General features: G+C 73.4%; 2 protein-coding genes. Both read left to right on the top strand.

Translation table 11 applies throughout. The features are described from left to right. Positions 1–704: 704 nt before the first annotated feature. Positions 705–7,373 (top strand): amino acid adenylation domain-containing protein, encoded by a 6,669-nt coding sequence (locus ACFVHO_RS06295; RefSeq protein ID WP_385710794.1) that lies wholly within the window; start codon positions 705–707, stop codon positions 7,371–7,373. Then, positions 7,374–24,902, top strand: a complete 17,529-nt coding sequence (locus tag ACFVHO_RS06290) for an amino acid adenylation domain-containing protein (protein ID WP_385710792.1) — start codon at positions 7,374–7,376, stop codon at positions 24,900–24,902. Position 24,903: the final 1 nt, after the last annotated feature.

Raw genomic sequence — 24,903 nt, 5'->3', positions numbered from 1 at the left:
TCATAGCGAGACGTGCCGCGCCCCGATTCGACACATGCCGTCGGGCCGCACTCGGGCTGAGTCCGAACGTACCCCGTCGCCGAGCCCTGGTGAACCGAGGAAAGGCTCACCGAGGAGGGCTGTCCCGGTGACGGGACACGGCTGGCCAGGGCTTGTACGGACTGCGTGGACTGGCCGTTCCGAAGGTCATTCCCGCACCCCGTGAAAGTGGCGTGAGAACGGTCATTGCGCCACCTCTGACCTGCGGTTAAGTGCATCTGGAACACCTCTCTGAATCGGGTGTTGAGAAAGTACAGTCACCCCCTTTGGGAAATATCGAGCGACGCATCGCGGTGAAGGCGTGAGAAAGGACATTCACGCCATCTGCGCAGGACGCGTCCGATGTGCCGGGCAACGGCCCGTCAGGTTGAGAACGGTGGGCGGTCCGACGGGTGAAATCCGGTGGTCGGACGGCCCCGAACTCGTTGCGTTACGGTTCCCCGGCAGGCAAGCGAGACCGGAAACCAATGGGGGAGTGGAGAGACGGTCCGGGCCGACGGAAGTGCGCCGCACTTTGAGTCGATCCGCCTTTCTCCACGGCTCTCCGAGGCACCGGCGAATGCTGGGTTCCGTTGCGCTGCCATGGCTCGCCGCCGCCCCACCGGCGCCGCGAACTGTTCGCTCACCGCGTCCCGCTACGGAATTTCTGAGCCTCTGGAGCCTTCGTGACCGACCCCCATGAGTCTTCCGCCACAGCCCTGCCCGTCCCCGACGTGACCGTCGCCGCGCTCTTCGAGCGACAAGCGGCCACGACACCGGACGCGGTGGCGGTCGTCGGCGGAACCGACGTCGCGTGGACCTACCGTCAGCTCGACGAGCGCGCCGACCGCCTCGCACGGGTGCTCACCGGGCACGGCGTGCGCCAGGAGTCGGTCGTCGGCGTGGCGCTGCGCCGGTCGCCCGAGTACGTCGTATCGGTCCTCGCCGTGCTCAAGGCGGGCGGCGTCTATCTGCCGGTCGACCCCGACTACCCGGCCGAACGCCTCGACTTCATGCTGGGCGACGCCGCGCCGACGGTCCTGGTGACCGACACCGAGTCCGCCCGCACCCTGCCCCCGAGCGCCGTCCCGCACCTCGTCCTCGACGAGCCCGGCACGAGCGGGACGATCGCGCGGAGCGAGCCGCGCACGACCGACGCCCCGCAGGCCCCGGCCGCGACCATGCACGGACACCCCGACAACCTCGCCTACGTCATCTACACCTCCGGCTCGACCGGCACCCCCAAAGGCGTGGCCGTCACCCACCGCGACGTGGTGACCCTGGCCCTGGACGGCCGCTACGCGGGCGGCGCGCACACCCGCGTCCTGCAGCACGCCCCGCTCGCCTTCGACGCCTCGACGTACGAACTGTGGGTGCCCCTGCTCTCCGGCGGCACCCTCGTCGTGGCCCCGCCGGGCGTCCTCGACGCGACCGCCCTGGCCGCCCTCATCACCGAACACCGCGTCACCGCCGCCTTCATGTCCGCCGGTCTGTTCAAGGTGGTCGCCGAGGAGCGGCCGGAGAGCTTCACCGGGATGCGGGAGGTGTGGGCCGGCGGCGACGTGGTGTCGCCCGAAGCGGTGCGGCGGGTCCTTCGCGGCTGCCCGGACCTGACCGTCGTCAACGGCTACGGCCCGACCGAGACGACGACGTTCGCCCTGTGCCGCCCGGTGTCCGAACCCGCCGACGTGGCCGAGCCGTTCCCGGTCGGCTGGGCGATGGACAGCATCGACGCGTACGTCCTGGACGACGCGCTGCGCCCGGTGGCGCCCGGCACCAGCGGCGAGCTCTACCTGGCGGGCCCGGGCCTCGCCCGCGGCTACCTGAACCGCCACTCCCTGACCGCCGAGCGCTTCGTGGCCTGCCCCTTCGGCGAGCCCGGGGAGCGCATGTACCGCACCGGCGACGTCGTCTCCAGCACCCCGGACGGCGAAGTGAGCTTCGAGGGCCGCTCGGACGCCCAGGTGAAGATCCGCGGCTTCCGCATCGAGCCCGGCGAGATCGAGGCCGCCCTGGAACTGCACCCCCGGGTGGCGCACGCCGTGGTCGTCCCGCACGAGGGACGCGGCGGCAAGCAACTGGTCGGCTACGTCGTCCCGGCCGCCGCCGACGCCGCCCAGTCGGCCGAACGCGGCGGCGGCACGGGCCACTTCGCCCTGGAGGCGGGCCTCGGCCCCGGCGAGCTGCGCGCCTTCCTGGCCCGCACCCTCCCCGAGTACCTGATCCCGGCCGCGTTCGTGGTCATCGACGCGCTGCCGCTCACGGCCAACGGCAAGCTCGACCGGGCGGGGCTGCCGCAGCCGGAGTTCCGCGGCGCCGCCTACCGGGCGCCGCGCACGGAGCGGGAGGAGATACTCGCGGCGCTGTTCGCCGAGGTCCTCGGCGTGGAACGGGTCGGCGTCGACGACGACTTCTTCGTCATCGGTGGCGACAGCATCCAGTCCATCCAGCTCGTCACCCGGGCGCGCGCCCGCGGCGTGGCGCTCAGCACCCGGGAGGTCTTCGAGCGGCGCACGGTCGCCGACCTCGCCGAGAGCGCGGCCGCGAACGCGGCGGACTCCGCCGGGACCGGTGAGGACGCCCCGGTCCTTGAGGAGTTCGAGAGCGGCGGCATCGGCTTCGTACCGCATCTGCCGGTGACGCGCTGGCTGCGCGACCGCGGCCCCGGCTTCGAACGGTTCCTCCAGGCGATGGTCCTCGACCTGCCCCAGGGCATCGACGAGGCCGGGCTCGCGGCGACCCTCGGCGCGGTCGTCGACCGGCACGACCTGCTGCGGGCCCGCCTGGTGGACGGCGTACTCAGCGGCCTGGTCACCCAGGCCCCGGGGTCGGTCGACACGGCGTCGCTCGTCCGGCGCGTCGAGTGCGCGGGCCAGTGGGACGCGGACGAGTGGCACAAGTCGCTGCTCGCCGAACTGGACGCCGCCGCCGGGCGCCTCGACCCCGTCGCCGGGACCGTCGCGCAGTTCGTCTGGTTCGACGCCGGACCGGAGCGGGCCGGACGGCTGCTCCTTGCCCTGCACCACCTCGTCGTCGACGGTGTCTCCTGGCGCATCCTGATGCCGGACCTGGCGGCGGCCTGGCAGCAGGTCAGCGAGGGCCGGGCACCCGAACTCGCGCCGGTCGCGACCTCCGTGCGCCGCTGGTCGCACGCCCTCGTCGAGGAGGCGGGCCGCCCCGGCCGCACCGCCGAACTGGCGCACTGGAAGTCCGTCGTCGACGGCCCCGACCCGGTCCTCGGCACCCGGCGGCTCGACCCCGCCGTCGACGTCGTCGCCACCCTCGGCAAGGTGCGGGTGCAACTGCCCCCCGCCGTCACCGAGGCGCTCCTGACCACCCTGCCCGCGACCTACCGGGGCGGCGTGAACGACGGCCTGCTCGCCGCCCTGGCGATGGCGGTCGCGCGGTGGCGGCGTGGGCGGGGCGTCGCTGAGCCGTCCACGCTGATCCGGCTCGAAGGGCACGGCCGTGAGGAGGCCGTGGCGCCGGGCGCCGATCTGTCGCGCACCGTCGGCTGGTTCACCAGTGTCTTCCCGGTCCGCCTGGACCTCGCGGGCACAGACCTCGACGAGGCCTTCGCGGGCGGCGCCGCCGCGGGCCGCGTCGTCAAGACCGTCAAGGAACACCTGGCAGGCATCCCCGACAAGGGCATGGGCTACGGCCTCCTGCGCTACCTCAACCCCGAGACCACCGACGCCCTCAAGGGCCACGAGGCCGGCCAGATCTCCTTCAACTACCTGGGCCGCTTCTCCGCCGCCGCCGACATGCCCGAGAACCTGCGCGGCCTCGGCTTCACGCAGACCCCCGGCCTGACGGAACTGGCCGAACTGGACGCGGGCCAGGACCCCCGCATGGCCGCCCTCGCCGAACTCGACATCAACGCCCACGTCACCGACACCCCCGAAGGCCCGTGCCTCGGCGCCCTGTTCACCGCCCCCCAAGGTGTGCTCAGCGCCGCGGAGGTGCGCGAACTCGCCGACCTGTGGTGCACCGCCCTCACCGGCCTCGCCCGGCACACCGCCGACCCCGACGCCGGTGGCCTCACCCCCTCCGACGTGCTCCTCACCCCCGTCCGGCAGGGCGACATCGAGGACTGGGAGCAGCGCTACCCCGGCCTGTCCGACGTCTGGCCGGCCTCGCCCCTGCAGTCCGGACTGCTCTTCCACTCCAAGCTGGTCGCCGAGTCCGGATCCGACTTCGACGCCTACCACGAGCAGTACGTCCTGCACCTGACAGGCCCCGTGGACACCACCCGCCTCCGCACCGCCGCGCAGGCCCTGCTCGACCGCCACCCCGCCCTGCGCGTCGCCTTCGTGCCCGGCCCCGACGGCGACCTGGTCCAGCTCGTCGTCGACGGCGTCGAGGTGCCCTGGCGCCACCTCGACCTCACCGGCCACGCCGAGGCCGAACGCGCCACGGCGTACGAGGACTTCCTCGCCGAGGACCTCAAGGCCCACTTCGACCCGGCCGCGCCGCCGATGCTGCGCCTGGCCCACATCACCACGGAGAGCGGCCGGCACGCCGTCGTCCTGACCGTGCACCACGTGCTGGTGGACGGCTGGTCGCTGCCGCTGATCATCCAGGACCTGCTGCAGCTCTACGCCGCCGACGGCGACGCCTCGACGCTCGGCCGGGCCCGCAGCTACCGGGAGTACCTGGCCTGGCTGGAGCGGCAGGACCCCGAGGAGTCCCTCCGCGCCTGGGCCGACGAACTGGAAGGCGTCACGGAGCCGACGCTGATCGCGCCCGCCGCCCTCGACACCGCGAGCACCGGCATCGACCAGACCGACGTCCCGCTCGCCCCCGCCCAGGTCCGTGAACTCGCCGCCCGCGCCGCCGAGGCGGGCGTCACCCTGAACACCCTCGTCCAGGGCGCCTGGGGAGTCCTGCTCGGCCAGCTCACCGGACGGCAGGACGTGGTGTTCTCCGCGACCGTGTCCGGACGGCCGCCCACACTGCCGGGCGTGGACTCCGTCGTCGGCATGTTCCTCAACACCGTTCCCGTACGCGTCCGCTGCGCACCCGCGAACCCGTTCACGGCGGTCCTGACGGAACTCCAGGACCGGCAGGCCGCCCTCCTCGACCACCACCACCTCGGCCTCACCGACATCCAGCGCGGCACCGGGCTCGCGGCGCTCTTCGACACCGTGGTCGCCTTCGAGTCGTTCCCGCTGGACCGCACCGGCATCGCCGAGGCGAGCGAGGCCGCCGGGATCGCGGTGAGCGGCCTGCGCTCCTTCACCGCGAGCCACTACCCGGTGACCCTGTTCGTCTACCCCGACGGCGCCCACCCGCGCCTGACCGTCCAGTACCAGCGGCACGCCCTCGACGCGGCCGCCGCCGACGACCTGGCCACCCGCCTCGGCCGCGTCCTGACGAGGCTCACCGAGGCACCGGGCACCCCCGTGGGCCTCGTCGACCTCCTCGACGACGGCGAGCGCCACCGGATCGTCGGCGAGTGGAACGACACCGCGGAGCCGACGGCCGCGCACACGATCCCCGAGCTGATCGAGAAGCAGGTCGCCGAGACGCCCGACGCCACCGCCGTGGTCTGCGGCGAACACTCCCTCACGTACCGGGAGCTGAACGCCCGCGCCAACGTCCTCGCCCGTGAGCTGTGCGCGCGCGGCGCCGGACCCGAACAGGTGGTGGGCCTGGCCCTGCCGCGCACGGCGGACCTCGTCACCGGCATGCTCGCCGTCCTCAAGTCGGGCGCCGGGTACCTCCCGATCGACCCCGCCTACCCCAGCCACCGCCTGGACTTCATCCTCGCCCAGGCCCGCCCGGCGCTGATCCTCACGGACTCCGCGACCGTCGGCGTGCTGCCGAGGACGGACACGCCGTGCCTCCACCTCGACGACGTGGACCTCCAGGGCGCGCCGGACCGGCAGGGGCACGACGACCCCGGCAGGATCGAGCCGCCGAGCCCGGACCACCTGGCGTACGTGATGTACACCTCCGGCTCCACCGGCACCCCCAAGGGCGTCATGATCACGCACGCCAACGTGGTCAACGGCGTCGCCCGGCTCGCCCGGCGCGTGGGCGTGGACGCGTCCACCCGGATGCTGGCCGGCACCTCGGTCAACTTCGACGTGTCCGTGTTCGAGATCGTCACCACCCTCTCCCGGGGCGGCTGCGTCGAAGTGGTCCGCGACGCCATGGTCCTCGGCGAACGGAACTCCCTGACCGCCGACGTGATCAGCACGGTGCCGTCGGTGTTCGCCGAACTCCGCGACCAGATGGCCACCATCACCGGCCTCAGGACCGTCGTGTTCGCCGGTGAGGCACTGCCCGCGTCCCTCGTCGCCAAGGTGCGCGCGGCCCTGCCCGGCGTGCGCGTGATCAACGCCTACGGCCAGAGCGAGTCGTTCTACGCCACCACCTTCACCGCCGACGACACCTGGCAGGGCACCGGCAGCGCGCCCATCGGCACCCCGATCGGCAACATGCGCACCTACGTCCTCGGCCCCGGCCTCACCCCCGTACCGCCGGGCGTGGTCGGCGAGTTGTACGTGGCGGGCAGCCTCGGCCGCGGCTATCACCGGCACCCGACCCTGACCGCCGAGCGCTTCGTCGCCGACCCCTACGGTCCGGCGGGCGCGCGCATGTACCGCACCGGCGACCTGGCCCGCTGGAACGCCGAAGGGCAGCTCGAATACGCCGGGCGCGCCGACGACCAGATCAAGATCCGCGGGGTGCGCGTCGAGCCCGCCGAGGTCGAGGCCGCCCTCGTGGGCCACCCCGATGTGGCGCAGGCCGTGGTCGTGGCGCGGGACGTCACGGGCAAGGCGGGCAAGCAACTCGTCGGCTACGTGGTGCCGGAACCGGAGGCGGACGCCGGAGCCGGGGGACAGGGCGGGGCAGGCCGTACCGGCGCCGCGGTCACCGCCGGCACCCGCACGGCCGGAAGCGCCGACGCCCTGAACGCCGCCCTGCGCGAGCACCTCACCGCGCTCCTCCCGGCCCACCTGGTGCCCACGGGCCTGGTGGCCCTCGCCGAGATCCCCCTGACCGCCAACGGCAAGGTGGACCGCAAGGCCCTGCCCGACCCCGCGCCCGCCGCGCGGAGCGCCGGGCGGGCCCCGCGCACTCCGCAGGAGGCGCAGCTCTGCTCGTTGTTCGCCGAGGTGCTCGGTCTCGACCGGGTCGGCATCGACGACAACTTCTTCGACCTGGGCGGCCACTCCTTGCTCGCCACCCGTCTGACCAATCACATCCGCGACAGCTTCGGCGTCGACGTTCCCATCCGCGCGGTGCTCGACTCCCGCGACGTCGCCGACCTCTCGCGCACCGTCCTGGGGGCATCGACCACCAGGCGGCCCCGTCTGCAGAAGATGAACAGGAGTGCAAAGTAAATGATCCCGTTGTCCTATGCACAGCGCCGCCTGTGGTTCATCGACCGTTTCGAGGGTCCTTCGGCCACATACAACCTCCCGTTCCTCATCGAGCTGACGGGTGAGCTGAACGTGGCGGCGCTCACCGCGGCCGTACGGGACGTGGTGGTCCGGCACGAGAGCCTGCGCACCCTGATCATCGACAACGCCGACGGCGTACCGGCTCAGGAAGTGGTCGCCGCCGAGGACGTCCGCCTGGACGTGCCGCTCGTCGAGGTGGCGCCCGCCGACCGGGACGCGGCCGTCACGGACGCGGCCCAGTACGCGTTCACGCTGGCCGAGGAGATCCCCGTACGGGCCACCCTGTTCCGCAGCGGCCCCCAGGACCACCAGTTGCTCCTGCTCGCCCACCACATCGCCACCGACGGCGAGTCCATGGCCCCGCTGGTCCGTGACCTCGCCGCCGCGTACGCCGCGCGCGCCGACGGCGCGGCGCCCGACTGGCCCGAACTCCCCGTGCAGTACGTCGACTACACGATGTGGCAGCGCGACCTGCTCGGCGACGAGAACGACCCCAAGAGCATCCTCGCCACCCAGCTCGACTACTGGCGCGGCGAACTCACCGGCGTCCCGCAGCCGCTGCGCCTGCCCGCCGACCGGCCGCGCCCGCCCGTGGCCGGACGCCACGGCGACGTGGTGGACTTCCGAATCGACGCGGAGCTCTACGGCCGCGCCGAGGAGCTCGCCCACCGCACCGGCGTGACCGCGCCGATGGTCTTCCAGGCGGCGCTCGCGGCGCTCCTGCAGCAGCTCGGCGCGGGCGCGGACGTCACCATCGGCTCCACCGTCGCGGGCCGCATGGACAGCCAGCTCGACGACCTGGTCGGCTTCTTCGTCAACACCTGGGTCCTGCGCACCGACCTGTCCGGCACCCCGTCCTTCGAGGACCTGCTCGGCCGGGTCCGCGAGAAGGCCATGGCCGCCTACGACCACCAGGACGCCCCCTTCGAGCGCCTGGTGGAGATGCTCAACCCCGAGCGGTCCACGGCCTACCACCCGCTGTTCCAGACGATGTTCACCTGGGAGACCCACCGCTCGGTCACCCTCGAACTCAGCGGCGGCCTCACCGCCCGCTGCACCGGCCTGCCGACGCCGACCGCCAAGTTCGACCTGGAGTTCAGCTGCTTCGCGGACCCCGACGAGCCGGGCCTCTCCGTGTCCCTGGAGTACGCCACCGAGCTGTTCGACCGGTCCACGGCCGAAGCCGTCGCCGAGCGCTACGTCCGCCTGGTGCGCCACCTCGTGGACGCGCCGGAGCGGCCCGTCGCCCTCGCGGACGTCCTGGAGGCCGGGGAGCGCGAACTCGTCCTCGGCACGTTCAACGAGACGTCGGCGCAGACGCCAGAGGTGAGCATCGCGGGCCTGGTCGAGGACCGGGCCGCGGCGACACCCGACGCGCTCGCCGTGGTCCACGACGACACCGAACTGACCTACGCCGAACTCGACGCGCGGGCCACGCTGCTCGCCCGTGAGCTGATGGCGCGCGGCGCCGGACCCGAGAACGTCGTCGGCCTGGCGCTGCCGCGCTCCGCCGACCTGGTCGTGGCGATGCTCGGCATCCTCAAGTCCGGTGCCGCCTATCTGCCGATCGACCCCCGCTACCCCAGCACCCGCCTGGACCACATCCTCCGCGACGCCCGCCCGTGCCTGGTCCTGACCAGCGCCGACACCGTGGGCGTGCTGCCGACGACGGACGTGCCGACGCTGTTCGTCGACGACGTCGACTTCGACGCGGACGGCTCGGGTGCGGCGGACGGCGAACTGCCGCGTGTGCGGCCCGGGAACGCGGCGTACGTGATGTACACCTCCGGATCCACGGGCGTGCCCAAGGGCGTGACCATCACACACCGCGACGTCGTCAACGGCGTGCTGCGCCTGGCCGACGCCATCGGCATCGACGCGGGCACCCGCACGCTCGCGGGCACCTCCGTCAACTTCGACGTGTCCGTCTTCGAGACCATCACCACGCTGGCCGTCGGCGGCACCCTCGAAGTGGTGCGCGACATCCTGGTCGTCGGCGAGCGCGGCGGCTGGTCCGGCGGCATCATCAGCACCGTCCCCTCCGTCTTCGCCGAACTCCTCGACCAGGTCGGCGGGAAGCTCCAGGCCGACGCGGTGGTCTTCGCGGGCGAGGCCCTGCCCGCCTCGCTCGTGGAGCGGGTGCGCGAGGCCATCCCGGGCGTGCGCGTCGTCAACGCCTACGGCCAGACCGAGTCGTTCTACGCCACCACCTTCACCGCCGACGACACCTGGAGCGGCACGGGCAGCGCGCCCATCGGCACCCCGCTCGGCAACATGCGCGCCTACGTACTCGGCCCCGGCCTCGAGCCGGTGGCACCGGGCGTCGTGGGCGAGCTGTACGTCGCGGGCAACGTGGCCCGCGGCTACCACGGCCGGGCCGCGCTCACCGCCGAACGCTTCGTCCCCGACCCCTACGGCGGGCCCGGCGCGCGCATGTACCGCACCGGCGACCTCGCCCGCTGGACCCCGGACGGACACCTGGAGTACGCGGGCCGCGACGACGCGCAGGTCAAGGTGCGCGGCTTCCGCATCGAGCCCGGCGAGATCGAGGCGGCCCTCACCGCCCACCCGGGCGTCGCGCAGGCCGTGGTGACCACCCACTCCGGCCGCGGCTCCACCCGACTGGTCGGCTACGTCGTGCCGGTGGACTCCGGCGAGGGCGGCCTCGACAGCGTCTCCAGCCTCGGCGACCTGGACCTGGACCTCACGGCGATCGTGTCCGCGCGGGACCTGCGCCGGTTCGTCGCCGGGCGGCTGCCGGAGTTCATGGTGCCGTCGGTGTTCGTCATGCTCGACCGCCTTCCGCTGGCGCCCAACGGCAAGCTCGACCACAAGGCGCTGCCGGAGCCGGAGTTCACCGGCGGCGAGTACCGCGCCCCGCGCACCGCCGAGGAACACACCCTCGCCGCCGTCTACGCCGAGGTCCTCGGCCTCGAACGCGTCGGCGTCGACGACGACTTCTTCGCCATCGGCGGCGACAGCATCCGCTCCATCCAGGTGGTCTCCCGCGCCCGCGCCCAGGGCGTCGACGTCACACCCCGGCAGATCTTCGAGTGCCGCACCGTGGCCGAGCTGGCGCAGGCGGCGGGCGAGGGCCCGGGCCGTGCCGTCCTCGACGAGCTGGACGGCGGCGGCGTCGGCTTCGTACCCCTGCTGCCCATCGGGCACTACCTGACCCAACTGGGCGGCGGCACCGACCGGTTCACCATGTCGATGACCGTGGACCTGCCCGCGGGCATCGACGAGCGCGGCCTGCTCGCCACCCTCGGCGCGGTCCTCGACCGGCACGACATCCTCCGCTCCCGCCTCGTGACCGAGCCCGCCCCCGGACTGGACGTGACAGGACCCGGCACGGTCGACGCGGGCGCGCTCCTGCGCCGCGTCACCTGGAGCGGTGACTGGGACGGCGCCTGGCGCGACCAGGCCGCCGCCGAACTCGACGCCGCCGCGGACCGCCTCGACGCGCGGCGCGGCGTGATGGCGCAGTTCGTGTGGTTCGACACGGGCACCGACGCCCCGGGGCGGCTCCTGATCCTGCTGCACCACTTCGTCGTCGACGGCGTGTCCTGGCGCATCCTGCTGCCCGACCTCGCCGAGGCCTGGCGCCAGGTCCGCGAAGGACACACCCCCGAACTCCCCGAGGTCACCACCTCCGTACGGCGCTGGGCACACGCCCTCACCGACGAGGCGGCCACCGAGCGGCGCACGGGCGAGCTGGCGCTCTGGCGCGCCATCGTCACCGGCCCCGACCCGGACCTCGGCGGGCGGCCGTTCGACCCGGCGGTGGACGTGTGCGCCACCGTGCGGACGGTGCACATGGACCTGCCGACGGCGGCCACCGAAACGCTGCTCACCACCCTGCCCGGCGCGTTCCGCGGCGGCGTGAACGACGGCCTGCTCGCCGCCCTCGCCCTCGCCGTCGCCAAGTGGCGGCGCGGCCGGGGCATCGCCGACGACGCGTCGGCCTCGACCCTGATCCGCCTGGAGGGCCACGGCCGCGAGGAGTCGGCGGCACCGGGCGCGGACCTGTCCCGCACGGTCGGCTGGTTCACCAGCGTCTACCCGGTGCGCCTGGACGTGGCGGGCGTGGACGTCGACGACGCCCTCGCGGGCGGCCGCGCCGCCGGTGCCGCCGTCAAGGCCGTCAAGGAACAGCTCCTCGCCGTGCCGGACAAGGGCGTCGGCTACGGCATGCTGCGCCACCTCAACCCCGAGACAGCCGAGATCCTGGAGCGCTACCCCACCGGGCAGATCTCCTTCAACTACCTGGGCCACTACACGGGTTCCGGCAACATGCCCGAGAACCTGCGCGGCCTCGGCTTCACCCAGGCCGACGGCACCACCGAGCTGATCGCCGACCTCGACGCCGACATGCCCGCCCTCGCGACCCTCGCGGTGAGCGCCTACGTCACCGACACCCCGCGGGGCCCCCGCCTGGACGCCCGCCTCGACTTCCCCTCCGGCCTGCTGTCCGAGGCCGAGGCCGAGGAACTCGCCGCCCTGTGGCGCACGGCCCTCGAAGGCGTCGCCCGGCACGCCGAACAGCCGGACGCGGGCGGCCTGACGCCCTCCGACGTGCCGCTGGTCACCGCCGACCAGGCGCAGCTCGAGGCCTGGGAGGAGCGCCACCCGCACCTCGCCGACGTCTGGCCGCTGACCGCCATGCAGGACGGGCTGCTCTTCCACGCGGAACTGGCCGGCGCCTCCTTCGACGCCTACCAGATGCAGCTCGTCTTCCACCTGAACGGCGAGGTCGACGGCGCCCGGATGCGCGCCGCCGGACAGGCGCTCCTGGAGCGCTACCCGACCCTGCGGGCCTCGTTCGTCATGGCCGACAACGGCCGCCGCGTCCAGCTCGTGCACGAGCACGTCGAGCTGCCCTGGGACGAGTACGACCTCAGCGGCCTCCCCGACGGCGAGCGCGAGCAGCGGCTCAAGCGCCACCTCGCCGAGGAGCACGCCCGCCACTTCGACCCGGCCACCGCGCCCCTGGTGCGGATGTCCCTGGTCAAGCTGGCCGCCGACCGGTGGGAGCTGGTCTTCACCGCCCACCACGTCCTGTTCGACGGCTGGTCGCTGCCCCTCGTCATGGAGGACCTGCTGCGCCTGTACGGCTCGGGGGGCGACGCGAGCGGCCTCGGCAGGATCCGCGACTACCGCGACTTCCTGACCTGGCTCGCGGACCGGGACGAGGGCGCGGCCGCCCGCGCCTGGGCCACCGAGCTGTCCGGCGTCGAGTCACCGACGCTCCTCGCGCCGGGCGCGGCCGACAGCGACGCGGAACCGGCCGGCATCGCCATGGCGGACGTACCGCTGTCCCCGGAGACGGGCCGCGACCTTGCGCGCCGGGCCGCCGACCTCGGCATCACCCTCAACACCCTGATCCAGGGCTCCTGGGCGGTCCTCCTCGCGGGCCTGACCGGACGCCAGGACGTGGTGTTCGGCACCACGGTCTCCGGCCGTCCGCCCCAGGTCACGGGGGCCGACGAGATGGTCGGCCTGTTCATCAACTCGCTGCCGGTGCGGGTGAACTGCGCCCCGGGCACCACCCTGCGGGAGCTCCTCACCGAGCTGCAGGAGCGCCAGAGCGCGCTGCTCGACCACCATCACCACGGGCTGCTCGACATCCACCAGGCGGTGGGTCTGCCGACGCTCTTCGACACCATGGTCGGCTACGAGTCCTTCCCGATCGACGCCGTCGCCCTCAGCGAGGCCGGTGCCGCCGCCGGCATCGAGCTGACCGGCATCAGCCCGCTCAGCGGCGCGCACTACCCGCTGGTCGTCATGGCGCTCGCCGAGCCGCACCTGAAGGTGGGCATCGAGTACCGGCCGCACGTGTTCGACTCCGCCCAGGTCGGCGCCATCGCGGGCCGCCTCGCGCGGATCCTCGAGCTCCTGGCGCGCGACGCGGACACCCCGGTGGCCGCCCTCGGCATCCTGGAGGACGACGAGCGCAAGCGGATCCTCACCGACTGGAACGACACCCCCGCCGCGATCGCCGAGCAGACCGTCCCGCAGGTCTTCGAGACGCACGTCGCGCGGACCCCGGACGCCCCCGCCGTGGTGGACGGCGCCCGCACCCTGACGTACCGGGACCTGGACGAGCGGGCCAACCGCCTGGCCCGGGTCCTGGCCGCGCGGGGCGTGGGGCAGGAGTCCGTGGTCGGGCTCGCCCTGCCGCGCTCCGTGGAGCAGATCGTGTCGCTCCTGGCCATCGAGAAGGCGGGCGGCGCCTATCTGCCCGTCGACCCCGAGTACCCGGCCGACCGCCTCGCGTTCATGCTCGGCGACGCCGACCCCACCCTCGTCGTCACCGACGCGCGCATCGCCGCCGGTCTGCCCGAGAGCCCCTGCCCGTTCCTGGTCCTCGACGAGCCCGACACGGCCGCCGAGATCACCGCGGCCTCGACGGAGCCGCTGGCCTCCGCGCAGGCCGGGCACCTGGACCAGCTCGCCTACCTGATGTACACCTCCGGCTCCACGGGCCGCCCCAAGGGTGTGGGCGTGACCCACCGGGGCGTCGTGAGCCTCGCGGCCGACAGCTGCTACGCGGGCGGCAACCACGAGCGCGTCCTCATGCACAACGCGCAGGCCTTCGACGCCTCCACCTACGACCAGTGGATCCCCCTGCTCGGCGGCGGCACCATCGTCATCACCCCGCCGGGACGCCTGGACGCGGCCACCCTGGCCGCGGCCGCGCGCGAGCACGACGTGACCGGCGTCGTCATGACGGCCGGCCTGTTCATGGTCATCGCCGACGAGATGCCCGAGGCCTTCACCGGCGTGCGCGAGGTCTGGTCGGCCGGTGACGCGGTGGCGCCCGCCCTGGTGCGGCGCGTCCTCGACACCTGCCCCGGCCTGCGGGTCGTCAACGGCTACGGGCCCACCGAGGCCACCATGGCCACCTCCATCCACAACATGGACACCCACGAGGACATCGGCGAGGTCGTACCGATCGGCCGCCCCCTCGACAGCACCCAGGTCTACGTCCTCGACGCCGCGCTGCGGCCGGTGCTGCCCGGCGTGCCCGGCGAGCTGTACATCGGCGGGGAGCGCCTGGCCCGCGGCTACCGCAACCGCCCGGGCCTGACCGCCGAGCGCTTCGTGGCCTGCCCCTTCGGCGCGCCGGGGGAGCGGATGTACCGCACCGGCGACGTCGTGGCCTGGACCGAGGAGGGCCTCCTCGTCTTCCACGGCCGCGTCGACACCCAGGTCAAGATCCGCGGCTTCCGCATCGAACCCGCCGAGGTCGAGGCCGCCCTCTCCACGCACCCGGGCGTCGCCCAGGCCGTGGTGACGGTCCAGGAGGACGAGGCCGGCGAGCGGCGCCTCATGGGCTACGTGGTGCCGCACCTGGACGGCACCGGCCAGAGCGCCGCCGCCGAGCGCCAGGTCGAGGAGTGGGAGACCATCTACGACCAGGTCTACTCCGCGGCGAACACCGTCTGGGGCGAGGACTTCACCGGCTGGGACTCCACCTACACCGACCGGCCGCTCGCCCTGCACGAGATGCGCGAGTGGCGGGACGCCGCGGTCCGGCAGATCCTCAGCCGGGGGCCGCGCCGCGTCCTCGAAATCGGCGTCGGCTCCGGCCTGTTGATGGCACACGTCCTGCCGCACGTCGAGCAGTACTGGGCCACCGACCTGTCCTCCGCCGTCATCGAGCGCCTCGCCCACGAGGCCGAGCAGGCCGGGTACGCCGACAAGGCGACCCTGCGCCACCGGGCCGCCGACGACGTGACCGGGCTGCCCCAGGGCCACTTCGACACCGTCGTGCTCAACTCGGTGGTGCAGTACTTCCCGGACGCCGACTACCTCGACCGCGTCCTGGCGCAGGCCTTCGAACTCCTCGCGCCCGGCGGCCGGATCATCGTCGGCGACGTCCGCAACGCCGCCACCCTGCGACTGTTCCGCGCGGGCGTCCAGCACGCCCACCAGCCGGAGGCCGCCACATCGCAGGCCAGGGCCGCGATCACCCGCGCCATGCTGATGGAGCAGGAACTGGTCCTGGACCCGGAGTGGTTCACCCAGTGGGCCGCGCGGCACGGCGCCGCCGGCGTGGACATCCGCCTCAAGCCCGGCCGCGCCCACAACGAACTCACCCGCCACCGCTACGAGGCCGTGCTGCACAAGCACCCCGCGGCGCCGGTGGAGTTCACCGAGGCGCCCCCGCTCTACTGGGGCCGTCAGGTCGGCGACCTGCGCGAACTGGCCCAGCTGTGCGCCGCTCGCGAGGACACCGAGGTGCTGCGGGTCGTGGGCATCCCCAACGCCCGCCTCACGGAGGAGGTGGACCTCGCGGTCGCCGCGGGGCTGATGACCGCCCCCGCCGTCACGGGTCCGGCCGTGGACCCGCAGGACGTCTGGGACCAGGCCGCCGAGCAGGGCTGGACGGTGCTCCTGACCTGGTCCGGAGCGGTGGCCGAGAGCTTCGACGTGCTGGTGTTCCCGCAGGGACCCGAGCTGCCCCACCAGTTGACGGGCCTCTTCGTGCCCGCCGGGCGCGCCGAGCGCGAGCTGGCCAGCGAACCGGCCGCGGCCGGACGCATCGGCACGCTCGTGGGCTCGCTGCGCGACTACCTCACCGAGCGCCTTCCCGCGCACCAGGTGCCCGCGTCGGTGGTGGCCATCGCCGAGGTGCCGCTGATGGCCAGCGGCAAGCTGGACCGCAAGGCGCTGCCCGTCGCCGACTTCGTGGCCCAGGCCACGGGACGGGACCCGCGCACCCCGCAGGAAGAGCTGCTGTGCGGCCTGTTCGCGGAGGTGCTCGGCCTGGACCGGGTCGGCATCGACGACGACTTCTTCGCGCTCGGCGGCCACTCGCTGCTCGCCACCCGCTTGGTGAGTCGCATCCGCGCCGTCCTCGGCGTGGAGCTGCCCATCCGCGCGGTGTTCGCCGCGCCGACGGTGGTTGGCCTGTCCGGTCACCTCTCCGAGGGCGACCGGGCCCGCCCGCCGATGGTCCGCGTCGACCCGCGCCCGGAGCAGGTGCCGCTGTCCTTCGCCCAGCGCCGCCTGTGGTTCCTCGACAAGTTCGAGGGCCCGTCGGCCACGTACAACGCGCCCTTCCCGCTGCGTCTCACGGGCGAGTTGGACCCGGACGCGCTCGCGGCGGCGGTACGCGACGTGGTGACCCGGCACGAGAGCCTGCGCACCCTCTTCGCCGAGGACGCCGACGGCACCCCCTACCAGCGGGTGCTCCCGGCCGCCGAGGTGCGCCTGGACGTGCCCGTCGTGGACGTGGCGGCTGCGGACCTGACCGCCGAGATCATGGAGTTCGCGTCCTACCGCTTCGACCTGGCCACGGAGATCCCCGTGCGCACGGTCCTCATGCGGCTCGCCGAGCGCGACCACGTCCTCGTCCTGATGGTCCATCACATCGCCAGTGACGGCTCGTCGATGGCGCCCATGTTCCGGGACCTCGCCGACGCCTACGCGGCCCGGCTCGCCGGGCAGGCACCCCGCTGGCCCGAACTCCCCGCCCAGTACGTCGACTACACCCTGTGGCAGCGCGACCTCCTCGGCGACGAGAACGACCCCGACAGCCTCCTGACCGCCCAGTTCGACTACTGGCGCGGCGAGCTGACCGGCGTACCGCAGCCCCTGCAACTGCCCACCGACCGCACCCGGCCGCCCAAGGCCAGCCACCGCGGCGCCCACGTCGACTTCGCCCTCGCCCCCGACACCGTCGCGGGCATCGGCGAACTCGCCCGGGAGCGCGGCGCGACCGTGGCGATCGTCCTGGAGGCGGCGCTCGCCGTGCTCCTGAACCGCCTCGGCGGTGGCGACGACGTCACCATCGGCTCGCCGATCGCCAACCGCACCGACGAGAACCTGACCGACATGGTCGGCTTCTTCGTCAACACCTGGGTGCTGCGCGCCCGCCTCGACGGCAACCCCACCTTCAACGACGTCCTCGACCAGGTGCGCACCAAGTCCCTGGCCGCCTACGACCACCAGGACGTGCCGTTCGAGCGCCTGGTGGAGGTCCTCAACCCGGAGCGCTCCACGGCGTACTCGCCGCTGTTCCAGGTGATGTTCGCCTGGCAGAACTTCAACCGGCAGGACTTCGAACTCTCCGGCCTGCAGGTCGAGTTCGAGCGCGTGCCCAACGACACGGTCAAGTTCGATCTGTTCTTCAACATGGCCGACCTGCCCGGACGGGGCGTCCTCGGCGTCCTGGAGTACGCCACCGACCTGTTCGACGAGGACACCGCCCGCACCATCGCCGACCGCTTCGTGCGGCTCCTCGACCGGCTCGCCGCCGAACCCGCGCGGCCCGTCGCCACCGTCGACCTCGTCGAGCCGCACGAACGCGACCTCGTCCTGCGCGGCTTCAACGACACCGCCGCCGAGACGCCCGACCTGACCGTGCCGCAGCTCGTCGCCGAGCAGGCGGCCCGGACCCCGGACGCGACGGCCGTCGTCTTCGGCGAGGAGCAGCTGACCTACGCCGAGCTGGAGGCCCGCACCGACCGGGTCGCCCACGCCCTCGCCGCGCGCGGCGTCGGCCCGGAGACGATCGTCGGCCTGAACCTGCCGCGCTCGGCCGACCTCGTGGTGGCCATGCTCGGCATCCTCAAGGCGGGCGGCGCCTACCTGCCGATCGACCCCAAGTACCCGAGCACCCGCCTGGACCACATCCTCGACGACGCCCGCCCCGCCCTGGTCCTCAAGAGCCTCGAAGACCTCGGCGACCTGCCGGACGGCGCCGCGGACGCCCCGGTCACGGCGGCCCGGCCCGCGAACGCGGCGTACGTGATGTACACCTCCGGGTCCACCGGCGTGCCCAAGGGCGTGACCATCACGCACCGGGACGTCGTCAACGGCGTGCTGCGCCTCGCGGAGTCCGTCGGCATCGACGCGGAAACCCGCACCCTGGCGGGCACCTCGGTCAACTTCGACGTGTCCGTCTTCGAGACCGTCACCACGCTCGCCAAGGGCGGCACCGTCGAGGTCGTCCGCGACGTCCTCGTCATCGGTGAGCAGGGCGGCTGGTCCGGCGGCGTGATCAGCACCGTCCCGTCCGTCCTCGCCGGGCTGCTCGACCAGGCCGACGTGGACATCACGGCGGACGCCGTGGTGTTCGCCGGCGAGGCCCTGCCCGCCTCGCTCGTGGAGCGGGTGCGCGAGGCCATCCCGGGCGTGCGCGTCGTCAACGCCTACGGCCAGACCGAGTCGTTCTACGCCACCACCAGCACCATCGCCGAGGACGGCACCGGCGCCGCGGGCGCCCCCATCGGCGCCCCGCTCGGCAACATGCGCGCCTACGTCCTCGGCCCGGGCCTCACGCCCGTACCCGTCGGCGTGGTGGGCGAGCTGTACGTCGCGGGCAACGTGGCCCGCGGCTACCACGGGCGGGCCGCGCTGACCGCCGAACGCTTCGTGCCCGACCCGTTCGGCGGGCCCGGCGCGCGCATGTACCGCACCGGCGACCTCGCCCGCTGGCGGGCCGACGGCCAGCTCGACTACGTCGGCCGAGGCGACGCGCAGGTCAAGGTGCGCGGCTTCCGTATCGAGCCCGGCGAGATCGAGGCGGCCCTCACCGCCCACCGCGCGGTGGCCCAGGCCGCCGTGGTCGCCCGGGAGGTGCGCGGCAGCACCCAGCTCGTCGGCTACGTCGTCCCGGTGGAGGTCGACGAGACGGGTGACAACTACGACATCACCGCCGGTGTCGAGGCCAGGGACCTGCGCAAGTTCGTGTCCGCGCGACTGCCCGAGTTCATGGTGCCCGCCGCCTTCGTGATGCTGGACCGCCTCCCGCTCGCCCTGAACGGCAAGCTGGACCACAAGGCGCTGCCGGAGCCGGAGTTCACCGGCGGCGCCTACCGGGCGCCGCGCACCGCCGAGGAGCACACCCTCGCCGCCGTGTACGCGGAGGTCCTCGGCCTGGAGAGCGTCGGTGTCGACGACGACTTCTTCGCCGTCGGCGGCGACAGCATCCGCTCCATCCAGGTGGTCTCCCGGGCCCGCGCCCAGGGCCTCGAGGTCACGCCCCGGCAGATCTTCGAGCTGCGCACGGTCGCGGAGCTGGCCGAGGCCGCGGCCGCGGGCCGCACCGGCACCGTCCTCGAGGAGCTGGAGGGCGGCGGCGTCGGCTTCATGCCGCTCCTCCCGATCGGGCACTACCTGCTCGAACTGGGCGGCGGCAGCGACCGGTTCACCATGTCGACCGTGGTCGACCTGCCCGCGGGCATCGACCACGACGGCCTGGCCGCCACCCTCGGCGCGGTGATCGACCGGCACGACATCCTCCGCTCCCGCCTCGTCCGCACCGGCGACAAGGGCCTGGAGGTCGCCGAGCCGGGCACGGTGGACGCGGCCGCGCTGATCCACCGCGTGCAGTGGCGGGACGGCTGGGACCGGCCCGACTGGCACGAGCGTGCCGCGGCCGAGCTGGACGCGGCGGCGGGCCGTCTCGACCCGGACGCCGGGGTGATGGCCCAGTTCGTCTGGTTCGACACCGCCGCCGCGTCCGATGACACCGAAGGCGCCGGTACGCCCGGACGCCTGATCCTCGTGCTGCACCACTTCGCCGTGGACGGCGTCTCCTGGCGCATCCTGCTGCCCGACCTCGCCGAGGCCTGGCAGCAGCTCGACCAGGGCCGCACCCCCGAACTCGCCCCGGTCACGACCTCCGTACGCCGCTGGTCGCACGCCCTTCAGGAGCACGCCACCGACGCCGACCGCGTCGCCGAACTCCCGCTGTGGCAGCGCATCCTGGACGGACCGGACCCGACCATCGGGTCCCGCCCGTTCGACCCGGCGCTCGACGTGCGCGCCACCGTGGAGACCGTCCACCTCGAACTTCCGGTGGCCGCGACCGACACGCTCCTCACCACGCTGCCCGCCGCCTTCCACGGCGGCGTCAACGACGGCCTGCTCACCGCGCTGACCGTCGCCCTGGCCCAGTGGCGGCGCGCACGCGGCGTCGACGAGCGCGAGGCCTCCTCGGCCCTGATCCGCCTGGAGGGCCACGGCCGTGAGGAGAGCGCCGCACCGGGCGCGGACCTGTCCCGCACGGTGGGCTGGTTCACCAGCATGTTCCCCGTACGCCTGGACGTCGGCGGCTTCGACCTCGACGACGCCGCCACCGGTGGCCGGGCCGCGGGCGGGGCCGTCAAGGCCGTCAAGGAGCAGCTGAACGCCGTACCGGACCACGGCATCGGATTCGGCCTGCTTCGCTATCTCAACGCCGAGACCGCGGCCGCGCTCCAGGGCCACGGCACCGGGCAGATCTCCTTCAACTACCTCGGCCGGTTCGCCGCCGCCGACATGCCGGAGAGCCTGCGGGGCCTCGGCTGGACCGCCGCCGCGGACGTGGACGACCTGTTCGCCCAGCCCGACGCGGACATGCCCGCCATGGCCACCCTCGAAGTCACCGCGTACGTCACCGACACCGAGGACGGACCGAGGCTGAGCGCGGGCATCGGCTTCCCCGGCGGGCTGCTCACCCGGGACGAGGCACAGCAGCTCGCGGACCTGTGGCGCACGGCCCTCGAAGGCCTCGCCCGGCACGCCGAGCGGCCCGACGCGGGCGGCCTCACGCCGTCGGACGTGCCGCTCGTCAAGGTCAGCCAGCGCGACCTCGAAGTGTGGGCGGAGAGCCACCCGGGCCTGGTGGACGTGTGGCCGGTGACGGCGATGCAGTCGGGCCTGCTGTTCCACAGCATGATGGCCGACTCGTCGTTCGACGCCTACCACGTCCAGCTGACCTTCCACCTCTCCGGCGACGTCGACCCCGAGCGCATGCGCAGGGCCGGTCAGGTCCTCCTCGACCGGTACCCGAACCTGGGCGCCGCGTTCGTGACCAGCGCGGCGGGCGAGCCCGTCCAGCTCATCCGCGACCGCGTCGAACTGCCGTACAAGGTCGTGGACCTGCGCGACCTCTCCGACGCGGCGCGCGACGCCGAGCTGGAACGGCTGCTCGCCGCCGACCACGCGGACCACTTCGACCCGGCGAAGCCGCCCCTGATGCGGCTGACCCTGGTCCTGATGGAGCCGGGCCGCTCGGAGCTGGTCTTCACCGCCAGCCACGCCCTGTACGACGGCTGGTCGATCCCGCACCTCCTGCAGGACCTGATCCGCGCCTACGGCACCGACGGCGACACCTCCGAGCTGCCGCGCGTACGCCCCTACCGGGACTTCCTGACCTGGCTCGCCGGGCAGGACCGCGACACCTCGGCCCGCGCCTGGGCCGCCGAGCTGGACGGCGTGGACACGCCGACGATGCTCGCCGGAGCGGGCGGCTCACCCGTCGGCGGCGACGGCGACGGCGGCTTCGGGTCGGCCGAGGTGCCGCTGTCCACGGAGACGTCCCGGTTGCTCTCGCAGCGGGCCGCCGAACTGGGCGTCACCCTCAACGTCCTGGTCCAGGGCACTTGGGGCGTGCTGCTCGGTGCCCTGACCGGGCGGCAGGACGTGGTGTTCGGCACCACCGTCTCCGGCCGCCCGCCGCAGGTGCCCGGCGTCGACGACATGGTGGGCCTGTTCATCAACGCCCTCCCGGTGCGCGTGCGTTACTCGCCCGAGGACACCCTCGCGCAGGTGCTCACCCGCCTCCAGCAGAGCCAGGCCGTCCTGATGGACCACCAGAACCACGGTCTGAGCGACATCCAGGACGCCGCGGGCCTCGGCACCCTCTTCGACACGATGGTGGTCTTCGAGTCCTACCCGATCGACCGGGCGGGCCTGGTCGAGGCGCACGACGAGGCAGGCATCGCCATCACCGGGGCCCGCCCCGTCACCGGCGCCCACTACCCGATGGGCGTCGCCGCGGAGGCCTCCCCGCACCTGCGCACGGGCCTGCACTACCAGGAGAGCCTGTTCGACCCGGCCACGGCCGCACGCATAGCCGCCGGCCTCGGCCGTCTCCTGGAGCAGCTGGCCACCGACCCCGCGACCCCGCTCGGCCGGCTCGACCTGATGCCGGAGGCCGAGCTCGAGCGGGTCGTCGCCGCCTGGAACGACACGGCCACCCCGGCGGCCGCACGGACCATCCAGGAGGCGTTCGCCGAGCAGGCCGCGCAGGGTCCGGACCGGATCGCGGTGACCCTCGGCGAGGAGCGGGTGACCTACCGGGAACTGGACGAGCGGACCGACCGGCTCGCCCGGGTGCTCGCCGCGCGCGGCGTCGGACAGGAGTCGGTGGTCGGACTCGCGCTGCCGCGTTCGGTGGCACAGGTCGCCGCGGTACTGGCCGTGTTGAAGGCGGGCGGCACCTATCTGCCCGTCGACCCGGACTACCCGGCCGAGCGCCTCGCGTACCTCCTCGGCGACGCCGCGCCGGTGCTCCTGGTGACCGACGCGGAGACGTCGGAGCGTCTCTTCGACAGCCCCTGCCCGCACCTGGTCATCGACGAGCCCGGCACCGCGGCCGAGATCGCCGGGGCCGACGCGGGACCGCTCGCCGCGGCCGGCGCGGGACACCCCGACCAGCTCGCCTACGTGATGTACACCTCCGGCTCGACGGGTCTGCCCAAGGGCGTCGGCACGACCCACCGCGACGTGGTGCTCCTGGCCGCCGACAGCTGCTTCCACAGCGGCCGCCACGAGCGGGTGCTGATGCACAACCCGCAGGCCTTCGACGCCTCGACGTACGAGATCTGGATCCCGCTGCTCGGCGGCGGCACGGTCGTCGTCGCCCCGCCCGGACGCCTGGACGCCGCGGCCCTCGCGAAGCTCGTCTCCGAGCAGGGCGTGACCGGCCTCGCCCTCGCGGCGGGACTGTTCATGACCATCGCCGACGAGAGCCCCGAGTCGTTCCGCGGGGCCCGCGAGGTGTGGACGGTCGGCGACGTGGTGGCCCCGGCCTCGCTGGAGCGGGCGCTGCGCACCTGCCCCGGTCTCCAGGTCGTCAACGGCTACGGCCCGACCGAGACCACCGCGGCGACCTCCCACCACTTCGTGACCGACCCCGAGAACATCCCCGGCACCGTGCCGATCGGGGGACCCATGGAGAACACCCGCCTGTACGTCCTCGACACGGCACTGCGGCCGGTTCCGCCCGGCGTCCCCGGCGAGCTGTACGTCGCCGGAGCGCGCCTGGCCCGCGGCTATCTGGGGCGGCACGCCCTGACCGCGGAGCGCTTCGTGGCCTGCCCCTTCGGCGGTCCCGGGGAGCGGATGTACCGCACCGGTGACGTGGTGGCCTGGACGGAGGACGGCGGCCTGGTCTTCCAGGGCCGCGCCGACACCCAGGTCAAGATCCGCGGCTTCCGCATCGAACCCGGCGAGGTCGAGGCCGTCATCGCCTCCCACCCCGGCGTCACCCAGGCCGTGGTGATCGCCCGCGACGACCGGGGCACCGGCAAGCGCCTCGTCGCCTACGTCACCCCGGCCGAGGGCGACGGGCCGGACACCGAGGCGCTGCGGGCCTTCGCCGCCGAGCGGCTGCCGGAGCACATGGTGCCGGCCGCGTTCGTCACCCTGGAGTCCATCCCGCTGTCCGGCGCCGGAAAGGTCGACCGCAAGGCGCTGCCCGCCCCCGAACTCGTCAGCGGCGCCGCCTACCGCGCCCCGCGCACCCCGCAGGAAGAGGTGCTCGCGGGCCTGTTCGCCCAGGTGCTCGGCGTGGAGAAGGTGGGCATCGACGACAACTTCTTCGACCTCGGCGGCCACTCGCTGCTCGCCACCAAACTCATCAGCCGCATCCGTACGGTCCTGATGGTCGAGGTGCCGATCCGCCTGGTGTTCCAGTCACCGACCGTCGCCGACGTGGCCGCGCACCTGACCGGGGGCTCCGAAGCCACCGGGCACAGCGACCCGTTCGGCGTGGTCCTTCCCCTGAAGACCGGCGGCACCAAGGCGCCGGTGTGGTTCATCCACCCGGGCTTCGGACTGTGCTGGTCCTACCTCGGCATGGCGACCCAGCTCGGCGACCGCCCGGCGTACGGCATCCAGGCGCGCGGCTTCGACGGGGCGCCCCTGCCGGAGACCTTCGCGGACATGGTCGCCGACTACGCCGACCAGATCCTCTCCGTCCAGCCCGAAGGCCCCTTCCACCTCGTCGGCCACTCCATCGGCGGCCCGATCGGCCAGGCCGTCGCCGTGGAGCTGCAGCGCCGGGGCCACGAGGTTCCCCTCGTCGTCCTCCTCGACGCCGTGCCGGGCGACTGGTTCGCCGCCCAGGAGGACGCGCGCCTGGACCTGTACGAGGCCAGGGACTTCCTGGAGAACTACCTGCCGGGCGAGGAGGACGGCGACGACCGGCGGGCGCTCATCGACAACGGCGCCGCGCTGATGGTCCAGCACGGCCGGATGGTCCGGGAGTTCAGCCAGCCGACCTACCGGGGCACGGCCCTGTTCTTCAAGGCCACGCAGAGCCCCGAGGCCCAGGCCGCCTTCTGGGAGCCGCACATCGAGGGCGACCTGCACACCTACGACATCGACGCCACGCACCTGGGCCTGAACGAGCCCGGGCCCGCGGCCGAGATGTGCTCCATCATCACCCGCCACCTCACGGACTAAG

Origin of the sequence: Streptomyces sp. NPDC127108 (assembly GCF_042677545.1) — a bacterium.
In the GTDB taxonomy this organism is placed as follows: domain Bacteria; phylum Actinomycetota; class Actinomycetes; order Streptomycetales; family Streptomycetaceae; genus Streptomyces.
The sequence above is the reverse complement of the archived record's forward strand: the minus strand, read 5'-3'. Positions and strand labels throughout refer to the sequence as shown.

What these genes read in the sequence shown, in the direction of transcription:
- ACFVHO_RS06290 (WP_385710792.1), top strand. Translation starts at nt 7,374, where the DNA reads ATGATCCCGTTGTCCTATGCACAGCGCCGCCTGTGGTTCATCGACCGT.